16 protein-coding genes are annotated in these 15,395 nt (G+C 70.8%); 10 read left to right on the forward strand and 6 right to left on the reverse strand.

All coding sequences use genetic code 11. From position 1 onward, the window contains the following. The first annotated feature begins 208 nt into the window (after window positions 1-208). The 3 genes from sigK to ACZ61C_RS06425 all read left to right on the forward strand — a co-directional run bounded on the left by sigK (window position 209) and on the right by ACZ61C_RS06425 (window position 2,325). Window positions 209-805, forward strand: a complete 597-nt coding sequence (gene sigK, locus ACZ61C_RS06415; RefSeq protein WP_465303515.1) for an ECF RNA polymerase sigma factor SigK — start codon at window positions 209-211, stop codon at window positions 803-805. Next, the gene (locus ACZ61C_RS06420) at window positions 802-1,509 is read left to right on the forward strand and encodes an anti-sigma factor (protein ID WP_465303517.1); all 708 of its coding nucleotides are present in this window, start codon (window positions 802-804) and stop codon (window positions 1,507-1,509) included. Before sigK ends, ACZ61C_RS06420 begins: the two co-directional genes overlap by 4 nt. Window positions 1,510-1,653: 144 nt before the next feature. Continuing rightward, a complete protein-coding gene (locus tag ACZ61C_RS06425) occupies window positions 1,654-2,325 on the forward strand; it encodes a fasciclin domain-containing protein (protein ID WP_465303519.1) in 672 nt (223 codons plus the stop codon). 1 nt (window position 2,326) lies between these two features. Here ACZ61C_RS06425 and ACZ61C_RS06430 read toward each other — a convergent pair whose 3' ends face one another. Together ACZ61C_RS06430 and ACZ61C_RS06435 are read right to left on the reverse strand one after the other, a co-directional pair. Continuing rightward, window positions 2,327-3,334 carry an LLM class flavin-dependent oxidoreductase gene (locus ACZ61C_RS06430; protein ID WP_465303521.1) on the reverse strand — a complete coding sequence of 336 codons (1,008 nt, stop codon included), beginning with the start codon at window positions 3,332-3,334 and terminating at the stop codon, window positions 2,327-2,329. 55 nt (window positions 3,335-3,389) lie between these two features. After that, a complete protein-coding gene (locus tag ACZ61C_RS06435) occupies window positions 3,390-3,887 on the reverse strand; it encodes a TetR/AcrR family transcriptional regulator C-terminal domain-containing protein (RefSeq protein ID WP_465303523.1) in 498 nt (165 codons plus the stop codon). A gap of 46 nt (window positions 3,888-3,933) precedes the next feature. Between ACZ61C_RS06435 and ACZ61C_RS06440 the strand changes: the two genes are divergently transcribed. Continuing rightward, entirely contained in the window at window positions 3,934-4,890 is a 957-nt protein-coding gene (locus tag ACZ61C_RS06440; protein WP_465303525.1) for an NAD(P)-dependent alcohol dehydrogenase, read from the forward strand. A gap of 37 nt (window positions 4,891-4,927) precedes the next feature. On the opposite strand, the gene bdeA is transcribed toward ACZ61C_RS06440, so the two are convergent. Together bdeA and ACZ61C_RS06450 are read right to left on the reverse strand one after the other, a co-directional pair. Then, complete coding sequence (gene bdeA / locus ACZ61C_RS06445) at window positions 4,928-5,857, reverse strand: bis(hydroxyethyl) terephthalate hydrolase (protein ID WP_465303527.1); 930 nt, start codon at window positions 5,855-5,857, stop codon at window positions 4,928-4,930. A gap of 300 nt (window positions 5,858-6,157) precedes the next feature. After that, on the reverse strand, window positions 6,158-6,757 hold the full coding sequence (locus tag ACZ61C_RS06450) for a QsdR family transcriptional regulator (protein WP_465303529.1): 600 nt from the start codon (window positions 6,755-6,757) through the stop codon (window positions 6,158-6,160). A gap of 65 nt (window positions 6,758-6,822) precedes the next feature. Here ACZ61C_RS06450 and ACZ61C_RS06455 point away from each other — a divergent pair, with 65 nt between their 5' ends. After that, window positions 6,823-7,458, forward strand: coding sequence for a DsbA family oxidoreductase (locus ACZ61C_RS06455; RefSeq protein ID WP_465303531.1), 636 nt, complete (start codon window positions 6,823-6,825; stop codon window positions 7,456-7,458). 3 nt (window positions 7,459-7,461) lie between these two features. Here ACZ61C_RS06455 and ACZ61C_RS06460 read toward each other — a convergent pair whose 3' ends face one another. Together ACZ61C_RS06460 and ACZ61C_RS06465 are read right to left on the reverse strand one after the other, a co-directional pair. Continuing rightward, the gene (locus ACZ61C_RS06460; RefSeq protein WP_360683721.1) at window positions 7,462-7,647 is read right to left on the reverse strand and encodes a hypothetical protein; all 186 of its coding nucleotides are present in this window, start codon (window positions 7,645-7,647) and stop codon (window positions 7,462-7,464) included. A gap of 108 nt (window positions 7,648-7,755) precedes the next feature. After that, entirely contained in the window at window positions 7,756-8,754 is a 999-nt protein-coding gene (locus ACZ61C_RS06465) for a LacI family DNA-binding transcriptional regulator (RefSeq protein WP_465304213.1), read from the reverse strand. Between the two features lie 130 nt (window positions 8,755-8,884). Between ACZ61C_RS06465 and ACZ61C_RS06470 the strand changes: the two genes are divergently transcribed. Genes ACZ61C_RS06470 through ACZ61C_RS06490 form a run of 5 tightly spaced genes read left to right on the forward strand, consistent with a single transcriptional unit; the run spans window position 8,885 to window position 15,231 of the window. Then, window positions 8,885-9,811, forward strand: coding sequence for a carbohydrate ABC transporter permease (locus tag ACZ61C_RS06470; protein WP_465303533.1), 927 nt, complete (start codon window positions 8,885-8,887; stop codon window positions 9,809-9,811). 1 nt (window position 9,812) lies between these two features. Continuing rightward, on the forward strand, window positions 9,813-10,676 hold the full coding sequence (locus tag ACZ61C_RS06475; RefSeq protein WP_465303535.1) for a carbohydrate ABC transporter permease: 864 nt from the start codon (window positions 9,813-9,815) through the stop codon (window positions 10,674-10,676). A gap of 28 nt (window positions 10,677-10,704) precedes the next feature. Beyond that, complete coding sequence (locus ACZ61C_RS06480; RefSeq protein WP_465303537.1) at window positions 10,705-12,042, forward strand: ABC transporter substrate-binding protein; 1,338 nt, start codon at window positions 10,705-10,707, stop codon at window positions 12,040-12,042. Then, a complete protein-coding gene (locus ACZ61C_RS06485; RefSeq protein WP_465303539.1) occupies window positions 12,039-13,496 on the forward strand; it encodes an alpha-N-arabinofuranosidase in 1,458 nt (485 codons plus the stop codon). Before ACZ61C_RS06480 ends, ACZ61C_RS06485 begins: the two co-directional genes overlap by 4 nt. Beyond that, entirely contained in the window at window positions 13,489-15,231 is a 1,743-nt protein-coding gene (locus tag ACZ61C_RS06490) for a glycoside hydrolase family 35 protein (RefSeq protein WP_465303541.1), read from the forward strand. The genes ACZ61C_RS06485 and ACZ61C_RS06490 overlap by 8 nt, the downstream gene beginning before the upstream one ends. Window positions 15,232-15,395: the final 164 nt, after the last annotated feature.

The following is a 15,395-nucleotide window of genomic DNA, read 5'->3' on the forward strand; positions in this document are numbered from 1 at the left end:
ACACGGTGACTGCCTTCGGTCACGGCGGGTGGGTGCCGAGCCAGACATTCGGAGCTGCGGGCCCGGCGGACAGGTCTGAGCGCCGGAGTTGCCCCGTCCGAGTGGGACACGCCTCCTCGTGGGCTCCCGGACCAGTCCGCGCCGCCGACCGGCCGCGAACCCCTCGTACCGGCCGGAGGGCCGGTGGGTGAGGTGGAGGTTGCCGGGCATGGGTGAGCGAGGGCGGCTACGGCTGCAGACGGACGACAGCCCGTCGTCCGTCCCGACCGCCGAAGAGCTGCTACGGCGCGTGGCGGCCGGGGACGAACCGGCGTTCGCGTCGCTGTACGACCTCGTTGCCGGTCCGGTGCTGGGGCTGGTGACGCGCGTGCTGCGCAACCACGCCCAGGCCGAGGAAGTGGCTCAGGAGGTTCTGGTGGAGGTGTGGCGCAAGGCCACGAGGTACGTCCCGGAACGCGGCAGCGCGCTGTCGTGGGTGCTGACGATCGCGCACCGCCGGGCCGTCGACCGCGTGCGCTCGCACCAGGCCGGGCTCGACCGGGAGGAGCGGGCCGGCCGGATGGACGTCCAGCGGCCCTTCGACGAGGTCACCGAGTCCACCCTGGCCACGCTCGACCAGGAGCGGGTGCGCCAGTGCCTGTCCCAGCTGACCGAGCTGCAGCGCGAGTCGATCGTGCTCGCCTACTACAACGGCTACACCTACCCGGAGGTCGCCGAGGTGCTGAAAGTGGCGCCCGGCACCGTGAAGACGAGGATCCGAGACGGCCTGATCCGGCTGCGCGACTGCTTGGGGGTGGATCGATGACCGCCGAGGCGCACACGCTGACCGGCGCCTACGCGCTGGACGCCGTGTCCGATGTGGAGCGTGCCGGGTTCGAACGGCACCTCGAGGAGTGCGACGCTTGCCGGCAGGAGGTGGCCGAGCTGCGGGCGACCGGAGCCCGGCTGGGTGCGGCCGCGGCGGTCGACCCGCCGTCGTCGCTGCGGGCGGCGGTGCTCGCCGAGGTGGCGGCCACCCGTCAGCTGCCACCCCAGGTGCCGAAGCTGCCGGTGGCGCGGAAGCTCGGCCGCGCCAAGACCGGGGGGCTGCGGATCGCGCTCGTCGGCGCCGCCGCGGCGGCCGTCGTGGCGGTCGCGGTCGGGGTCACGAACGTGGCGACCGCCCCGCCGCAGCCGGTCGACTCGGTGCTGGCCGCCTCGGACGCTTCGGCGATCCAGGGCGTCGGCAAGGGGTCCACGACGCTGGTCGTTTCGCGCAGCCGCAACCAGGCCGTGCTGCTCGCCTCCGGTCTGCCGGTCCTCGACGCGGGCCACGCCTACCAGGTGTGGTTCCTCGGCAAGGACGGCGCGCGGTCGGCCGGGCTGATGCAGCCGGAGACCCCGGACCGGATGCGGCCGATGCTGGCCGGGCTGCCGGCGGGGGTCGACCGGATCGGCATCACGGTCGAGCCCGCGGGTGGTTCCGGCGGCCCGACCACGCCGTTGGTCAGCACGATTGCGCTCGCCTGACGTCGGGAAAGTGCCGCAAGCGCTTTCCTGACGTGCGTGACCCTCATCACCCGATCGAGTGCCAATCCGTTTCTCCCGCAGTGTCGAATGCCTCACAAGAAACAGTTCGATGAACTGTCCAAGCCGCTTATTGGAGTGATTTTCGTGACCAAGCTTCGTGTCGCCGGAATTGGCCTCGCCGCTGTCGCCGCCCTGTCGCTGACCGCGTGCAGCGGCAGCGACACCGCTTCCTCGGGCAGCTCCAGCGCCCCCGCGCCGTCCTCGTCGGCGGCCGCCCCGTCGTCCAGCGCCGACTCGGGCGCCTCCAACGGCATGACCACCAACGCCGACGTCTTCGGCCCGGCCTGCTCGCAGCTGCCGCAGGGTTCCGCGCCGGGTTCGCTGGACTCGATGGGCCCGCAGCCGGTCGCTTCGGCGGCGTCGACGAACCCGCTGCTGACCAAGCTGGTCGCCGCGGTGAAGGCCACCAACCTGGTGGACACGCTCAACAGCGCGCCGTCGATCACGGTGTTCGCGCCGGCCGACCCGGCGTTCGCCGCGCTGGGTGACGCGAAGTTCGCCGAGCTGGCGGGCAAGCCGGCCGAGCTGTCGCCGATCCTGCAGTACCACGTCGTCGGCAAGCGTTACGACGCCAAGGGTCTCGAGGGCGCTGGCACGCTGGAGTCGCTGAACACCGCCGGTGGTCCGCTGAAGATCGAGGGCTCGGGCGAGAACATGACCGTCAACGGCGCGAAGATCCTGTGTGGCAACATCCCCACCAAGAACGCCACGGTCTTCGTGATCGACAAGGTGCTCACCCCGGGCACCAACAAGTAAGTCAGGATTCGCGGCCCAGTTCCGGGCCGAGCCGTTCCGCGATGTCGGTGAGGATCTGCACGTAATCTTCGTGGTCGAAGGTGAACGGCAGGGCGAAAGCCACCTCATCGACTTCGCGGAATCCGGCGTTTCCGTGCAGTTTTTCGGCGATTTCCGCCGACGTCCCGACGAAGTCGGGGGAGAACAGCATCCGCGCCGGGCCTTGCGGCTCTTTTGTCCGCGGGAGTCGTTTCTCCGCATAAGCCTGGTACTTCACGCGCTGCTCCGGGGTCGCGCTGTCGGTCGGCACGACGACCAGGCCCTGGGAGACCCGCGCCGCCTCGCCGTCCGGGTGGGCGGCGCGGAACGCCTGGATGTGCGAGCGCTGGATCTCGGCGAAGTCCGTGCTCTCGCCTTCGGCCTTGACCACGCTGCTGGTCAGGAAGTTCATGCTGTGCTTGCCGGCCCACTCGGCCGAGCGCAGGCTCGCCCCGCCGTACCAGAGGCGCCGGCCGAGGCCGGGCGACTGCGGCTGCACCCGGTCGGAGAAGACTTCGAAACCCTGGGTGCCGCTGAAGCCGGTCGCCGGCTCACCGCGCACGAAGTCCAGCAGCCGCCGGACGCGGTCGTAGCCGAAGTCCTCGGCGTCGGCGGTGTCCGGGTAGAGCGCGCGCTTGACCTCGTCGTAGCGCATCGGCGGGCCGACGCTGATCCCCGGGTTGAGCCGCCCGCCGGAGAGCAGGTCGACGGTCGCGAGGTCCTCGGCGAGCCGCAGCGGGTTTTCCCAGCCGAGCGGGATGACGGCGGTCCCCAGGTCGATCCGGCGGGTCCGCTGCGACGCGGCGGCGAGCACGGCAACGGGCGACGAGATGCCGTACTGCAGGTGCCGGTGCCGCACCCAGGCGCTGTCGAACCCGAGCCGTTCCCCGAGCTCGATGATCTCCAGGGTCGACTCGTGCCCCCGCCGCGGGTCGGCCGCGTCGAAGAGGCCGATGGTCAGGAAGCCGAGCTTCCGCAGAGGTCGGGACACGGGATCGATTCTGCCTGCGGTGGGCGGGGTGGCCGCGGGTGTTCCACCAGGTGAACTACGCCGGGTCTCTCAGGCGGTCCAAACCGTCGAGAATGATGTCCAAGCCGAACTCGAACTCCGTCTGGTCGTCGCACCAGCCCAACGTCGAGTCCGGGTCGTCGTGGGCGATCTCCGTCAGCATGCCCACCAGGTTCGGCAGCTGGGCCGCCATTTCCGCCGGCACATCCGTCGACTCTCCCGCCGCCGGGTCGAACAGCTCCTGGCTGAACCCCAGCGCCCGGCTGCCGAGTGCGTGCAGGGCGTGGTGGACCAGGTCGTGGGAAAACCCGCCCTCGCGCATCAGGCCGACCAGCGCGTCGTAGTACCTCAGCACCGTCAGGCTCGTCGACGACCGCGTTTCGAACAGCTCCGGCGCCCAGCGGTGGCGGAGGAACACCTCGCGCGCGGTGAGGATCCGGCGGCGCACCGCCTGCTTCCAGTCAGCGGCGGGCTCGAGCCGCCCGACACTCTCGTTGATCTCCTGCGCGACGACCTCGACGATCCCGTCGAGCACGTCTTCCTTAGTCCGTGCTCGTCGGCGAGCGCGACCGCCGCGCGACATGAAAGCCCTGGTCCTGCGCGCGTACGGCACCCTGACCTTCGAAGACGTCCCCGATCCGGTGCCCGCCGCGGGGGAGGTGCTCGTCCGGGTGCGCGCCACCTCCGTCAACCCGTACGACTGGCACCACCTGAGAGGCGAGCCGTACATCGCGCGGGTGATGCCCCGCGGGTTCGGCCTGCGCCGGCCGAAGCTCGGCATCCTCGGCTGCGACCTGGCCGGACGGGTCGAGACGGCGGGCAAGATCTTCCGCCCCGGCGACGACGTCTACGCCCTTCTCCCCGGCGGCGGGCACGCCGAGTACGTCTGCGTGCGCGAGGACCTGCTGGCGCCGATGCCGGGGAACTTCACCCACGCGCAGGCCGGGGTCATGCCGGCGGCCGCCGTCACCGCGATGCTCGCGCTGCGCGGGGTCGAAGCGGGACAGCGGGCGCTGGTCAACGGCGCTTCCGGCGGGGTCGGCACCTTCGCCGTCCAGCTGGCCAAGGCGCTCGGGGCGCAGGTCGACGCCGTGTGCGGCGCGGCCGGCGACCTCGTCCGCTCGCTCGGCGCCGACCACGTCGTCGACTACCGCGAAGCGGACTTCACGCGCAGCGGGCGGTGCTACGACGTCGTGCTGGACATCGCGGGTGGCCACTCGCTCGCGGCGTGCCGGCGGATCCTGGCTCGGGACGGGGTGTTCGTCGCCGTCGGCGGCCCGGCCGGCCGGTGGCTGGAGCCGGCCGGGCACACGTTCGCGGCGCTGGCCGCCGCTCCCTTCGTCCGGCGGAAGGCCGTGCTGGCGGACGTGGTGGCCTGCCGGGACAAGAAGGCGATTCTGGCCGAGCTCACCGCGCTGGCGGAACGCGGCGCGGTCACGCCGGTCGTCGACCGGAGTTATCCGTTCGGCGACCTCCTCGCGGCGTTCGCGTACCAGGAAGCCGGGCACGCCAAGGGAAAAGTCGCCGTCACGCTGTGACCCCGGGAGGCACGCGCGGGCGCCTCCCGGGGCGGGCTCAGCCGTTGTGCGGGCAGTTGCCCCGGTAGTCCGAAATGGACAGGCTCGTGCTCGGGATCGGGCACAGGAACTGTTCGTACCGCGTGTCGTTGTCGATGAACCGCTTGAGCCACGACAGCGTGTACTTGGCGATCGTCGTGTTCGCCGAGTTCGGCGCGAAGTGGCTGGCGCCGCGCAGTTCCAGGTACGCTTTGTCCAAAGAGGACGGAAGGCTCGTGTAGAACGGGATCGAGTGTGACGCCACCGGCGCCACGGTGTCGGACTGCGCGCCCACGACGAGCGTCGGCACGCGCAGCGACGACCAGTTCTTCGTCAGGTTCCAGCCGGTCAGCGGGATCGCGGCCTGCAGGGACGGCCGCGAGCGCGCCGCCTCCAGCGTGCCGCCGCCGCCCATCGAGTGCCCGACGACGCCGAGCCGGCTGCTGTCGATCCGCGACCGCACCGAGCTCTGCTGCGTCAGGTAGTCGAGCGAGGCCAGCAGCTGGCGGCCCCGGCTGTCGGGCTGGTCGCTGGTGGTCAGCGTGTCGATGGTGAACACCACGAAGCCCTGCGACGCCAGCCTCGGGCCCAGCCAGGAGATGCTGGACTGCGTGGCCGTGAAGCCGGGCGCGATGGAGAGCGCGCCGAACGTGCCGGCGGTGGTCGAGGTCGGGTAGTAGATCGTGCCGCCGCCGAAGCCGGAGACGGCCAGGCGCGACACGGTGGTGGTGCTCGTCGCGAAGGAGCCCCGGCTGGCTTCGACGCTGGAGGTGGTCGGGGCCGGGCCCCGTTCGTAGGGGTTCGCCGCGGCCGGGGCCGGTGAAGCGACCCCGGTCGTGAGCGCGAGGGCGGTCAAGACCACACCGGCGGCCTTGGCGCGCCACCCCCGGCGGCGGGAAACGCTCTCACCCAGGCCAGACGGCGTCGGCGGGCTGGTGAGTACGGACATGGTTCGCTCTCTTTCCCCGGGCAGGCGAAAGCGCGCCCGGACAGGACGGGCAGACCGATGGAACCGTTGCGCGGCAACAGAAGAGCGTGCCGCAAGCGGGGTGCGGGGTAACCGCTTTCCCGTCGCCCTATGAAACACTTAGGCGAAATGTTCCACAACGGCCGAACGGGTGAGGAGTTGGCCGACTGGGCGCTGGTTCCCCATCCGGCCAGAAGTAGGCCGACCATCGAGCGGCAGGTAACCGTCGCCACAAAAGCCTTTCGGCCGTGACTGTGGTCGGATGGGGAACGATGGGCACAGTCAGTGAACGACGGCGGGCTCCAGCGCGCCCTGGACCAGCGTGTCGAGCAGCGTGGTCGCGACGGCGAGGTCGACGGTCCGCGCGGCCAGGACGTCGGAGTACAGGAACGACTCGCCGAGCCGGACGACGGCGAACGCCAGGTCCGGCAGGCCGACCAGCGGGGTCAGCCCGGCCGCCTCGGCGTCGGCGCGGAAGAGGTCGACGTGCGCGTCGACCAGGGCCGGCTGGACCGCGCCGCGCGGATCGGTGAGCACGCGCAGCGCCACCGTCGACTCCGCCTCGATCAGCTTCCGCATGCCTTCGTTGCCGGCGACTTCGCGGCGGTACTCCTCCATGACCCACAGGGACCGCAGCCGGCCTTCGGGGGTTCGCGCCGCGTCGCCGTGTTCGGCCCGCCAGTGGTCGAGGGCGCGCTGCCAGGTCCGGTCGGACAGCAGCCGCAGCCCGGCGCCCATCAGGTCGTCGCGGTTGCCGACCCGGCGGAAGAACGTCGTGCGCGAGATCCCCAGGTCGGCGGCCATCCGGCCGAGGTCGAGGCGGGTCCCGGCGAACAGCAGCCGCGCCGCGTGCCGGACGATGTCGTCGGTCGAGACGGTCACCGGCCCACCCTAGTCCGGGCCGGTTACCTTGAAGTGCGTGCCACCACCGGGGTTACCGTGGTGGGGTGCGCGTAGACATCTGGTCCGATCTCGTCTGTCCCTGGTGCTATCTCGGCAAACGCCGCTTCGAGCGGGCGGTGGCCGAGCTCGGTGTCGACGTCGAGGTGGTGCACCACTCGTTCCAGCTCGACCCGTCGTTCCCGCGCGGGGAGTCCCGGCCGACGCGGGAGATCCTTTCCGAGAAGTACGGGCGGACGCTCGAAGAAGCCGACGAGATGGAGGCGCAGATGGAACAGCGCGCCGCCGCCGACGGCCTCGAGTACCACCTCGACGGTGTCCACATGGGCAACACCGTCGACGGCCACCGGCTGGTGCACCTGGCCGCCGACCGCGGGCTGGCCGACGCCGTCGTCGACCGGTTCTACCGCGCGCACTTCACCGAGCGGCGCTCGCTGTTCGACCGTGACTCGCTCGTCGAGCTGGCGGCCGAAGCGGGCCTCGACGCCGAGGAAGCGCGTGCGGTGCTCGAGTCGGACACCTACGAAGCCGAGGTGGCGGCGGACGGGGAGCAGGCGCGGGCGCTCGGCGCCACCGGGGTGCCGTTCTTCGTGTTCGACAGCCGGTTCGGTGTCGCCGGCGCCCAGTCGCCCGAGGTGTTCACCCAGGTGCTGCGGCGCGCGCTGGAGCCCGCGGCGGGCTGAGCGTCAGCGACGGCGGCGGCTGCGCGAGAACCGCGAGCGGTCGGTGGCCACCCCGGCCAGGTGCAGGGCGACGCACAGCAGGCCGGCGGTGGTCAGCGTCCCGGTGGTGATGACCGGGCCGAGCCCGAACCCGGCGAGCTCCATGATCAGGGCCAGTCCGAAGAGCACGGCGGCGAGGATGGCGAGCACGATGGCCTCGTTTCTGCTGCGGTAGGGCCGAATGGTCCACACCACTGCGACATTCGCGATACCGGGGGATCCGGCTCGGTGGCCAGTAATGCCCCGGCTTCCGGACGGTCAAACGAGATTCTCGGGCGGGGGCGGCGCCGTGCTGGAGCGGACCACCAGCTCGGTCGGGACGCTCACCGGCTCACCGGCCTCCGCGCCCGTCTCGATCTCGGCCAGCAGCGCCGAAACCGCGTGCCGGCCCACCGCCTCGAACGACTGGCGGATCGTCGTGAGCGGCGGCCAGAAGTGCGCCGACTCCGCCATGTCGTCGAACCCGACGACGCTCACCTCGCCCGGCACCGACCGGCCCGCCTCGTGCAGCGCGCGCAGCAACCCCAGCGCCATCTGGTCGTTCGCGACGAACACCGCCGTCACCGCCGGGTCGGTCGCCAGGGTCAACCCCGCCTGGTACCCCGATGACGGCGACCAGTCGCCGGTCAGCACGTCCGGCACCACGCGGCCCGCACGCTCCAAAGTGGTCTGCCACGACTTCCGGCGCCGCTCGGCGGAGTAGGACTGCGGCGGGCCCGCGATGTGCCAGACCGTCCGGTGGCCGAGGTCGAGCAGGTGCCGGGTCGCCGTGGCGGCGCCGTCGGCCTGGTCGGTGTCGACGACCGGGTAGTCGTAGCGCGCGCTGGAGTCGATGACAACGACCGGAAGCCCGTGCGGCAGCTCGATTTCGCTCCGGTCGAGCTGGTGCTGCTCGATCAGGATGATCACGCCGTCGACGGCCTGCTCGTTCAACGTGCTGAACGCGCCGGTGACCTCACCCTGCGTCGGCCGCGTCACCGGCATCAGGATGATCGAGAACCCCTCCGGGACGACCGCCGCCGCGATGGCGTCGAGCGTGCGGCTGTTGCCGAACGTCGGCAGCGCCGAGATGATCACGCCGATGCTGCGGAACTTGCCGTTGCGCAACGCCCGCGCCGCGCTGTTCGGCCGGTAGCCGACCCGGCGCATCGCCGCGAGGACCCGCTCGCGGGTGGCGTCGTCGACGTTCGTCTTCCCGTTCGCGACGCGGGACACCGTCTGGCCCGACACGCCGGCCTCGCGGGCCACGTCCGCCATCGACGGTCCACGACGCGGGGCTGCAGCCGGCACGGGTACTCCTCGGGTGTCCTGGACATGTTTACGTCAACACGTTACCCTCCGGTCGTCCATGTTGACGTTAACATCCGCGCGAACCACCGGAGGGACGATGACGTCCACAGCGGCTCCGCCGATCCCGGCGCCGCCCCGCGCGAAAGCCGCCCGGCGCCCGAAGCGGCAGTGGCGCGGCTGGCTCTTCGTCGCCCCGTTCATGCTGGTGTTCCTGCTGACGTTCCTCGCGCCCGTCGGGTACGCGTTCGTGCTCAGCCTCTTCCGCGACCAGGCCTTCTTCGGCGGCACGGTGTTCGTCGGCGCGGACAACTACGTGCAGGTGCTCGGCGACCCGAAGTTCTGGGAGTCCTTCCGGCGGGTGCTGGTGTTCCTCGCCGTGCAGGTGCCGGTCATGCTGCTGCTCGCGCTGGTCGCGGCGCTCGCGATCGACAGCGCCCGGCTGCACACCGCCGGGTTCTTCCGGATCGTGATCTTCCTGCCGTACGCGGTGCCCGCCGTCGTCGCGGCCCTGATGTGGGGCTTCCTGTACGGCGACCACTTCGGGCTCGCGGCGGACCTCAACCACCTGCTCGGCCGGGACGTCGTGAAACCGCTGTCGGAGAACTGGATGCTTGCGTCCATCGGCAACGTCGTCACGTGGGAGTTCGCCGGGTACAACATGCTGATCTTCTACTCGGCGCTGAAGGTGATCCCGAAGGAGCTGTTCGAGGCCGCCGCGATCGACGGCGCCGGCGCGTTCCGCACCATCTTCAGCGTCAAGCTCCCGGCGATCCGGGGCGCGATCGTGATCGCCACGATCTTCTCGATCATCGGCAGCTTCCAGCTGTTCAACGAGCCCAACATCATGCGGACGCTGGCGCCGAACGTGATCGGCACCTTCTACACACCGAACATGTACGCCTACAACCTCTCCTTCGGCGGCCAGCAGTACAACTACTCCGCCACGGTCGCGATCGTGATGGGCGTGATCACCGCGGTCATCGCCTACGTCGTGCAGCTGCGCGGCACCCGGAAGGGGATGTGACGTGGCCGCGTTCTCGGTGACGCGGCCTCGCCGCTCGCGCGTCCTCACCGCCGTCATGGCGTTGTACCTGCTCTACACCCTGGTGCCGCTGGTGTGGCTGCTGATCAACGCGTCGAAGACGCAGACGGCGCTGTTCTCGACGTCTGGCCTGTCCTTCGGCGGCCCGTTCGCCCTGTTCGACAACATCGCCCAGACGTTCACCTACAACGACGGCATCTTCTTCCGCTGGCTGGGTAACACCCTGCTCTACGTCGTGGCCGGCGCCGGCGGCGCGACGGTCCTGGCCACCGCGGCGGGCTACGGCCTGGCCAAGTACCGCTTCCCCGGCCGCCGGGGTGTCTTCGCCGTGGTGCTCGGCGCCGTGGCCGTGCCCGGGACCGCGCTCGCCGTGCCGACGTTCCTGATGTTCAGCAAGCTCGGCCTGACGAACACCCCGCTGGCCGTCATCATCCCGTCGCTGATCAGCCCGTTCGGGCTCTACCTGATCTGGGTCTACGCCGCCGACGCCATCCCGGACGAGCTGCTGGAGGCGGCGCGGATCGACGGCGCGGGCGAGCTGCGGATCTTCCTCACCGTGACGCTGCGGCAGCTGGTCCCGGGGATCGTGACGGTCGCGCTGTTCACGATGGTGCAGACCTGGAACAACTACTTCCTGCCGCTGATCATGCTCAGCGAGCCCAAGTGGTACCCGCTGACCGTGGGGCTCAACCAGTGGAGCGCGCAGGCGAACGGCGCCGGCGCGCAGCCGATCTTCCACCTGGTGCTCACCGGATCGCTGCTCACGATCGTTCCCCTCGTCCTCGCTTTCCTGCTCATGCAACGGTTCTGGCAATCGGGGCTGAGCGCGGGGAGCGTCAAGCAATAGCCGTCACACCGTCGTGAAGGGACACTCGATGTCACGCATCCGCAGTCGCGCCAAGGCGGTCCTCGCCGTGGCGCTCGCCGCGACACTGGCCGCCGGCTGCTCTTCCGGGAGCTCGTCCGGGCCCGCCGCCGCGACCGGCACCCAGGACTCCGTCGACGCCGCGCTGAAGGCGGGCGGGACGATCACGTACTGGAGCTGGACGCCGTCGGCCAAGGACCAGGTCGCCGCGTTCGAGAAGGAATATCCGAACGTCAAGGTCAACTACGTGAACGCGGGGACGAACAAGGAGGAGTACACCAAGCTGCAGAACGCGATCAAGGCCGGCACCGGCGGCCCGGACGTCGCGCAGATCGAGTACTACGCGCTCCCGCAGTTCGCGCTGACCGACTCGCTGGCCAACCTCGACCAGTTCGGCTTCGGTGCGTTCGAAAAGGACTACAGCGCTTCGACGTGGTCGAGTGTTCGCGTGAACAACGGCACGTTCGGCCTGCCGCAGGACTCCGGGCCGATGGCCCTGTTCTACAACAAGGAAGTTTTCGACAAGAACGGCATCACCGTGCCGAAGACGTGGGACGAGTACGTCGCCGCGGCCAAGAAGCTGCACGCGGCCGACCCGGCGAAGTACATCACCTCCGACACCGGTGACCCCGGGTTCGCGCTCAGCATGATCTGGCAGGCGGGCGGGCGCCCGTTCAGCGCCGACGGCCGCACCGTCAAGATCAACCTGGCCGACGCGGGCGCGAAGAAGTGGACCGCGCTGTGGGACCAGCTGATCCAGGGCAAGCTGCTCGCCCCGGTCAAGGAGTGGTCCGACGACTGGTTCCGCGCGCTCGGTGACGGCACCATCGCCTCCCTGGTCACCGGTGCCTGGATGCCCGGCAACTTCAAGTCCTCGGTCCCCGGCGGCACCGGGAAGTGGGCGGTCGCGCCGATGCCGACCTACGACGGGCAGCCGGTGACGGCGGAGAACGGCGGCAGCACCCAGTCCGTGCTCAAGCAGAGCGCCAACCCGGCGCTGGCGGCGGCGTTCGTGCGGTGGCTCAACCACGGCAACGGCGTCAAGCCGTTCATCTCCAGCGGCGGGTTCCCGGCCACCACGGCGGACCTAACGTCGCCGGCCTTCGTCGACGAGGCCGTGCCGTACTTCGGCGGCCAGAAGATCAACCAGGTGCTGACGCAGGCGTCGAAGGACGTCGCCAAGGGCTGGACGTACCTGCCGTACCAGACCTACGCCAACAGCGTCTTCAGCGACACCGTCGGCAAGGCCTACCTGAACGGCACCGGGCTCGACGCCGGGCTCGCCGAGTGGCAGAAGGCGCTCGTAGACTACGGCAACCAGCAGGGCTTCACGGTCAGCGCCGGATGAGCGTCGTGATCGAAGGCGACGCGGGCGAGGTCGCCGGCCCCGTCCCGCGCCGCCTGTTCGGCTCCTTCGTCGAGCACCTGGGCCGGAGTGTCTACACGGGACTGTTCGAGCCCGGTCACGCCACTTCGGACGAACGCGGGTTCCGCGGCGACGTCCTGGAACTGGTCCGGGAGCTCGGGCCGACCGTCCTGCGGTACCCCGGCGGCAACTTCGTCTCCGCGTACCGCTGGGAGGACGGCGTGGGCCCGGACCGCCCGGCCCGGCTCGACCCGGCCTGGCACAGCGTCGAGTCCAACCGCTTCGGGCTGCACGAGTTCGCCGCGTGGGCCGAAGCCGCGGGAGCCGAGGTGATGTACGCGGTCAACCTCGGCACCCGCGGCCTCCAGGAGGCCGCCGACGTCCTCGAGTACTGCAACCACGCGGGCGGCACCGAGCTGAGCGAACGGCGGCGCGCGAACGGCGCCGACGAGCCGTTCGCCTTCAAGCTGTGGTGCCTCGGCAACGAGGTGGACGGCCCGTGGCAGATCGGCCACAAGACGGCCGGCGAGTACGGCCGCCTGGCCGCCGAGACCGCGCGGCTGATGCGGATGATCGACCCCGACGTCGAGCTGGTCGTCGCGGGCAGCTCCCACGCGGACATGCCGACGTTCGGCGAGTGGGAGCGCACGGTGCTGCGCCACACCGCGGGCCTGGTCGACCACATCTCGCTGCACGCCTACTACCAGGAGCTCGACGGCGACACCGCGAGCTACCTGGCCAGCGGGGCCGCGCTGGACCGGTACATCCGCGCGGTGGCGGGGATCATCGACGAGCTGGGGCTCGACGTCGGGATCAGCGTCGACGAGTGGAACGTCTGGGACCTGCGCCGCTGGAACGAGGCCGACCAGGCCCGGCTCGCCGCGGGCGGCTGGCGGGAGCACCCGCGGATCATCGAGGACGACTACACGGTGACCGACGCGGTGGTCGTCGGCTCGCTGCTGAGCTCGCTGGTGCGCAACGTCGACCGCGTCACGATGGCGAACCAGGCGCAGCTGGTGAACGTCATCGCGCCGATCCGCACCGAACCCGGCGGGCCGGCCTGGCGGCAGACCACGTTCCACCCGTTCAAGCTCGTCACGGAGCTGGCCCGGGGGTCGAGCCTGCGGCTGTCGGTGACCGGCGACCGCCTGCACACCGCTCGGCACGGGGAAGTCGACCTCGTCGACGCCGCCGCGACGCTCGGCGACGGGCGTGGCGCGGTGTTCCTGACCAACCGCGCGACGGCGTCGAGCACCGTCGTCGAGATCCGGCTGCGCGGCGCGCACTTCGACGCCGTCACCGCCGAAACCCTCACCGACGCGCAGCCGGCGCCACTGCCCGCCACCGCCACTTCCGATCCCGGAGGGACCACGATCACCGTGACACTGCCGCCCGCGTCCTGGACCGCGCTCCGGTTGGCGGGTCCGCATGCCTGAGTTCGTGCTGGGGGAGAACGACTTCCTGCTCGACGGCCACCCGTTCCGGATCCTTTCCGGCGCCCTGCACTACTTCCGGGTGCACCCGGACCTGTGGGCCGACCGGATCGACAAGGCCCGGCGGATGGGGCTGAACACCATCGAGACGTACGTGCCGTGGAACGCGCACGCGCCGTCGCCGGACGTGTTCGACCTCTCCGGCGGCCTCGACCTCGGCCGGTTCCTGCGGCTCGTCGCCGACGCCGGGATGTACGCGATCGTCCGGCCCGGCCCGTACATCTGCGCGGAGTGGGACAACGGCGGCCTGCCGGCGTGGCTGTTCCGCGACCCTGCCGTCGGGGTGCGGCGGTTCGAGCCGCGGTACCTGGCCGCCGTGCGCGAATACCTGAGCCACGTCTACGAAGTGGTCGCGCCTCAGCAGATCGACCGCGGCGGGCCCGTACTGCTCGTGCAGATCGAAAACGAGTACGGCGCGTTCGGCGACGACAAGCGGTACCTGCGCGCGCTGGCCGAGCACACGCGGTCCCGCGGGATCACCGTGCCACTGACCACTGTGGACCAGCCGGACATGCTCGAAGCCGGCAGCCTGGACGGCCTGCACCGCACCGCGTCCTTCGGGTCGAACGCCGAGGCGCGGCTCGCGACCCTGCGCGCTCACCAGCCGACCGGGCCGCTGATGTGCAGTGAGTTCTGGAACGGCTGGTTCGACCACTGGGGCGCCCACCACCACACCACCCCCGCCGCGGCCGCGGCGGCCGAGCTCGACACGCTGCTCGCCGCGGGCGCGTCGGTCAACCTCTACATGTTCCACGGCGGCACCAACTTCGGGCTCACCAGCGGCGCCAACGACAAAGGTGTCTACCAGCCCTTGGTGACCTCCTACGACTACGACGCGCCGCTCGACGAAGCCGGGGATCCGACCCCGAAGTACCACGCCTTCCGCGACGTCATCGCCCGCTACCACAAGGTTCCGGATTCGGTGCCGCCCCCGGCGCGGCCCGCCCCGGCTCTTCGTGCCGCGTTGGGCGACCCCGTCCGGCTGCTCGACGCGCCCGATCGCTGGGGCACCTGGGAGTTCCACGAGGAGGTTCCGGCGTTCGACGACCTGACACCGACACCGCGGCTGGCGTTGCTGCGCACGTCCGTGACGGGTGAGCGGCCCGGCGTGCTGACCTTCGGCGAGGTCCGCGACCGCGCGACGGTGTTCTTCGACGGCGAGCCCGTGGGCACGCTGCTGCGGGAGCACCACGACCGCGCGATCGCCCTGCCCCGGGCGACCGGCGAGCTGCTCGTGCTGGTCGAGGACCAGGGCCGGGTCGACTACGGCCCGCGCATCGGCGAGCCGAAGGGTGTCATCGGCGGCGCCGTCCTGCACGGTGAGCCACTGACCGGCTGGGACGTACTCCCGCTCGACCTGGCGGTGCTGCCCGAGCCGACTTATCGGTCCACTGTGGAGGGACCGGTCGCCGGGCCGGTGCTGCTGCGTGCTTCGGTGGACGTCGAGACGCCGGCCGACCTCTTCCTCGACACCGGGGAGTGGGGCAAGGGAATGGTGTGGTTCAACGGGTTTCCGCTCGGCCGGTACTGGCGGCGCGGGCCGCAGCGGACGCTGTACGTGCCGCGGCCGGTCGTCCGGGCGGGCGCCAACCGGCTCGTGGTCCTCGAACTGGACACGATGCTCGACCCGGCGGCCCGGTTCGTCCCGCGGCCGCTGCTGGGGCACACGGAGGCCTGAAAGTCGCTCCACCGGAACGAAAGGCAGTTCGACGATGAACCTGCGGCGTTTCCTGACCGTCCTTTGTGTACCACTAGCCGCGGCGGGAGTCATCGCGGCGCCGGCGTCCGCGGCCACCGCCGTGACCGTGAAACCCGACCCGACGTACCGGCAGCAGCCGTTCG

Source organism: Amycolatopsis sp. NPDC104587 (assembly GCF_055583645.1).